Below are 5050 nucleotides of genomic sequence, written 5' to 3'. Positions count from 1 at the left end.
TGAAGCGTTACCAGTAATACGGTTAACTGCATCTATACGCTTGTTGCTCTCTGCAACCATTGCTGCCAGAGCGTCGATCTGGCTAGTAGAAACAAATTCACCCCTGGCATCTGCCTGGGAAACTACTTTTGTAAAAGCATCAAACATCGATTAATTCTCCTAATTTGATTTTTTTTTAGTTGCTTTTCGATGCTATGGGTATTTTTTGAGTTTTTTCAGGCTAGCTGCCCATGGCTGGAAAAGTAAAATTGGACTGTTTGAAAATCCTGAGAAAATCTTACACTGTTTATGAGAAGCTTTTCAAGCTTATCAATCAATGTTTTTGTTGATTTTCTCTTATCTTTATAACCCTTCAGATATTCTTTATACAATGCTGTTGTGTTTTTATTTATTACAAATTATTAACAAAATTTTCTACAGTACAGTATAGTAAAGTTAAACAGGATTCAAGGCCAACTGTCTTTCTAGGTCAAATAGAAAGCCATGAATATATTCTTCTGTCCATTCAGGGCCATAAAATCTAGTAAACATTCCTCTAGCTGGATCTTTTTCGGCTCGATATCTGAGATAACGCAGTTGTGCCTGCTTGATTTCTGCTAATTTCTCTACATCAGTAATAGGTTGTGCTTGCTTTACAAAAATTAAATAAGCTTGCAGGTAATCTTTGAAGGCTTCAAACACTCTTGTCTCGACTAATTCATTTTTTTGAGGACGAGTCCAAAGAAAAGCTGGAGAAAAGAAAGGGGTTGCTTCTTCAGGAAAATCTCCTCCCCAAGGCAAATGCTGCTGATGTGTTTGGAAGGTATCCCATATTGGCTGAGTATACTTTTCTTGATATTGAGGGTCATCCCGAAATAAGGGCTGCATATCTAAGGCAATGAGATGTCCCCCTGGCAAGGTAACTAGGTCTGCCCCAAAAAATGGCAAATCATAATTAAGGTGGGGAAATATTACAAAATTTAACACTTGGAGGGCACTGCCACCTTGAACATGAGCTGCTCTAATTTGTCGGAGCTTGGGACTGCAGTAGGCGTAACTGGTTGTATCTACTTCTTGTTCTTTTTTGCCCTTGCCAGTTATAGCAACTTTATGTTCAAATCCAGAGGGTATAGGGTAAGGTTTTAGTTCTAGTTCTTGCTTGAGCTGAGTTAGAGCATAATCTAGAAAAGGTTGATACAAATTCACTATATTTTCAGTTGGTGTCATTACCTATGTATTTCAGCAATTTATCTACAAAAATTTAGCTCACACCCCCCTGGATATGTTAGAAGGGTGCGAGTATCAATTTTTAACTGAATAGTTAACAAAATTATTGGAATTATCGGGTTGCATTGGGAACAGCTAATGGTACAGCATCTTCAAACAAGAATTCGTAGAGAAATTTTTCTGACCATTCATGGCCAAAATAACTGCTAAATAATCCTGACGCTGGGTCACGATCTGCACTATATTGATCGTAATCTTTTTGGGCTTTAATTACCTTTTGAATATCTTCTGTTCGATCAAGAATTTCTGCTTTATCTAACATTTCCCAATACAAGTTAATGTATTGTTTATAGGCTTCAAAAAATGTAGTTTTCACTGTTTTTTCATCTGTTTTAGCAAACAGTAAATATTTAGAAAAATATTGGTTAGCATCATAAAATTTCATTTCTAATTTTTGAGCCAAGTCATTATATTTTTCTCGCAACGATCGCATTGGTTCTATATATTTTTCTAAATAAGATTCTTCTTGAAATAAAGGTTGAAAATCTAATACTATTAAGATTTTACTTTTACCAAAAGATAATAGGTCAATTCCTAAAAGTGGAATGTCATAGTAGTAACTGGGATAAATCACACTATTAAATACCTGAGCTGAAGCTCCTGCATCTATATAGGTATAACGTATTTTTCTTAGCTGAGGACACTCATAACACCAACTTTGGATAGTAGCTTGATTCTTGCCTCGATTACTAACATTTGCTTCTAAACCAGCAGGAATTGGTTTACTGCTTAAGTCAAATCTACTGAATAGCTCTTTTTCTAAGTATTCTAAGAATGGCTTGTACATTGATACTTATGGTCACATATTAAATCATCTTATCAGAGTAATTGATGGCGATCGCCTGAGTCTCATTTCTCATAAACAAAGCAATAATCCTTCATAAAGCCAAAAGGCAAAAATTAAATATCAAAAGTCTCAATTAACTAGACAAGGGAAAAATTTACTCCATATTTAGTGTTATGCGCCAGTAATACCAATTTGATCAATGTTTGCTACATTTTCGCATTGCAGGGGAGTAGGGGAGTGAGGGAGTAGGGGAGAGGTAAAAATAAGAATAATTAACAATAACTAGCTAATAATTATCAAAAAAAATATTCAGTCTTTGTTAATTACTTAATAATTGAAGTGTCACTTAAATATAGCATTCTTTTTTCAAATTGGTATTATACGATTTCTCAAAAAGAATGCTATGTATGATTGGGTGGGGAAGTGTGAGAGGTGGGGGAGGGGATAAAAGCAGGAAAAATCTATACTAACAGACTAATAATTGTCAAAAAAATACTTTTAATCTTAGTAAATATTTGACTGTTGAAGTCTGGCTGAAGTATAGCATTAATGCATGGGAATTGGTATATAGTAATTCCCATATTGGTGAGGTACAAAATTCCTTAGTTTTAGGGAGTAGGGAGTAGGGAGTAGTAATTCTGGTTCCCTAAGAATCAATAAATAAGAAAAACAACTGTACCTAATGACTTTCGTAAACGCTATAAAACGAAGGGATTAAACACATTTATTATGAATACTAAACAGTGAAAAGTTCTTGGAGTAACTATTGCTAGCTAAGGTTTTCAGCCCTCTAAAGATTAAAAACTATTTATTCATATCTATAAGTACTGTAAGCATTTTCCGGTAATACTTTAAAGTCTTCAAAATAAATCGTTTTTTGGCATAATTTTGTACTCTCCAGTTCCAAAATAAAACCTATTTAGGGCTTGCTGAAAAAGTCTTATGGATGAGGGTAGGAGACAGGAGACAGGAGACAGGAGAAATGGGAATAATGAGGAGATAGGAGTAAGAATTGTCCCTTAATTTTTCTGCCCAACTATGCGCCTAAAATACGCTCCTTTTTGAGCATGAATAGCTGAAAACTAGGCACTTTTTAAAGGCCCCAAGAAGGCTAAAACCTTATCTGTAAATACTTTTAGATTTAATCAGCAAACCCTATTTAATAGTAATTTTCAACCAATTTCTGATGGTACTTGTTGCCAAAGTAAACGATATAGTTGTATTGGTTCGTCTTTTCCTTTAACCATGACTGGTGGAATTTTTTCTAAGGGAAAGTGATGTTCTTTTAGCTTTTCTTGTGTAGTTTTACTAATCATAATTTCATCAGCTTGTGCTTCACTACATATCCTGCTAGTAACATTAGTTGTATCGCCAATAGTCGCGTATTGAATTAACTTTTCTGAACCAATATTTCCAGCTGCTACTTTTCCAGAATTAATTCCTATATGGATAGCAATTGGTTCTTGATGACGTTTTTCTCTCTGCTTATTAAAACTACGAACAGCCCACTGCATATCAATTGCTGCTTTTATAGCTTTTTCTACATCATTAGCAGTTTGATAAGGAGCACCCCAAATAGCAAATAAAGCATCTCCAATATATTTTTCTAAAGTTCCTTCATACCTAAAAACAATATCTTCTACCATGATTTTAAAATATTCATTCAACATAGATATTATTTGACGTGGCTCCATTGTTGAAGACATTTTTGTAAAGCCACTAATATCAGAAAATAAAGCAGTTACTTCTGTATCAATTATTTCTAATTTTTCTGTTTCTTTAAGTTTTCTAGCTACAGTTATGGGAAAGAAGCGCTCTAATTTATTTCGGATAATTGCTTCTACTTGTATCTTATTATAAAGTTGAGTATTCTCTATAGCGATCGCTGCTTGATTAGCTAAACCTGTCATAAATTCGACATCTTCATCAGAATAAACATTTGATAATGATAAATTATCGGCATATAATACTCCGATAATTTTATCTCTAGGTTTGAGGGGTATACAAACTGCTCCATGAATTGATTGAGAAACAATTGATTCTGGATTGTTGAAGCGCTGATCGAGACAAGCATTTGTGGTCAAAAAAGTTGTCCCTTTTTCTAGAGCAAAATTAGTAATATTTTTGCTATAAAATCGACCTTCAGTCGTAATGCCTTCTTTTCCTTTTACTGCTTTTTGTTCAAGTTCTCCAGTTGTTTCATTCACTAAAAGAATGACGACTCGGTCTACTTTGATAATCTGAAATAGAAGTTCAAGAATTTTTTCTAGTAATATTTCCAGTTCAGTGGGAGAAGAAAGCTGTTTGCTTACTTCCAACAAAATTTTTAATTTGTCTACTGCTTGGAGATTACTATCTTTTTCCTTCAGTTTAAGCACTGATAATGAATCATCTTGTTGCTGGTCTAATAGTTCGTTCAACTCAGTTTGATTAGACTCTTGTGAGTATTGTTTAACAATATTTGTTCGACCTATATCTTGTGCTTGACTAGAATTAGTAACAAATTTAAAAATTGCATTTCCACAATGAATTAAATCTCCTTCTTTGAGTATGCAGCTATCAATTTTAATTCCATTAACAAAAGTACCATTACTACTATTTTGATCGACAATATTAACGCTATCTTGAGAAATTACAATTTGTGCATGATGACGGGAAACACTTGTTTCGTGAGTAATAGCAATAATATTATCTCTTTCTCTACCAATAGTAATTTCACCTGTGAGTAATTCATATACTTTTTCATTGCCAGTATCTGGAGCATAGATGAAATAAGGCATTTACTGTACCTCCTAAAAAGTATGATTAATTAGGGCTTGCTGATTAAATCTAAAAGTATTTACAGATAAAGGTTTTAGCCTTTTTGGGGGCTTTAAAAAGTGCCTGGTTTTCAGTTCTTCACGCTCAAAAAGTTAGTATTTTAGGCCAGAGTTGGGCATAAAAATCATTCTTAAAATTCTTACTCCTACCTCCTCGTTCATTCCCATTTCTCCTGTC

The 5050-nt window shown here is 33.8% G+C and carries 3 protein-coding genes and 1 pseudogene; all 4 read right to left on the bottom strand.

Features of this window, described 5'->3' with window-relative positions; genetic code table 11:
* Window positions 1-147: pseudogene (locus F6K13_RS17610) on the bottom strand (phycocyanin subunit beta); the annotation flags it as partial.
* Window positions 148-435: 288 nt separating this feature from the next.
* Window positions 436-1206, bottom strand: coding sequence for a phycoerythrobilin:ferredoxin oxidoreductase (locus F6K13_RS17605; RefSeq protein ID WP_287274905.1), 771 nt, complete (start codon window positions 1204-1206; stop codon window positions 436-438).
* A gap of 112 nt (window positions 1207-1318) precedes the next feature.
* Window positions 1319-2053 carry a 15,16-dihydrobiliverdin:ferredoxin oxidoreductase gene (locus F6K13_RS17600; RefSeq protein WP_124154803.1) on the bottom strand — a complete coding sequence of 245 codons (735 nt, stop codon included), beginning with the start codon at window positions 2051-2053 and terminating at the stop codon, window positions 1319-1321.
* A gap of 1172 nt (window positions 2054-3225) precedes the next feature.
* Entirely contained in the window at window positions 3226-4833 is a 1608-nt protein-coding gene (locus F6K13_RS17595; protein ID WP_287287906.1) for an adenylate/guanylate cyclase domain-containing protein, read from the bottom strand.
* Window positions 4834-5050 lie beyond the last annotated feature (217 nt).

Source organism: Okeania sp. SIO2B9 (genome assembly GCF_010672505.1).
In the GTDB taxonomy this organism is placed as follows: Bacteria; Cyanobacteriota; Cyanobacteriia; order Cyanobacteriales; family Microcoleaceae; genus Okeania; species Okeania hirsuta.
Note: the sequence above shows the minus strand (reverse complement) of the source record. Positions and strands in the feature narration are given on the sequence as shown.

Coding starts and splice junctions, on each gene's coding strand:
- F6K13_RS17605 (WP_287274905.1), bottom strand. CDS start 1,206: ATGACACCAACTGAAAATATAGTGAATTTGTATCAACCTTTTCTAGAT.
- F6K13_RS17595 (WP_287287906.1), bottom strand. CDS start 4,833: ATGCCTTATTTCATCTATGCTCCAGATACTGGCAATGAAAAAGTATAT.
- F6K13_RS17600 (WP_124154803.1), bottom strand. CDS start 2,053: ATGTACAAGCCATTCTTAGAATACTTAGAAAAAGAGCTATTCAGTAGA.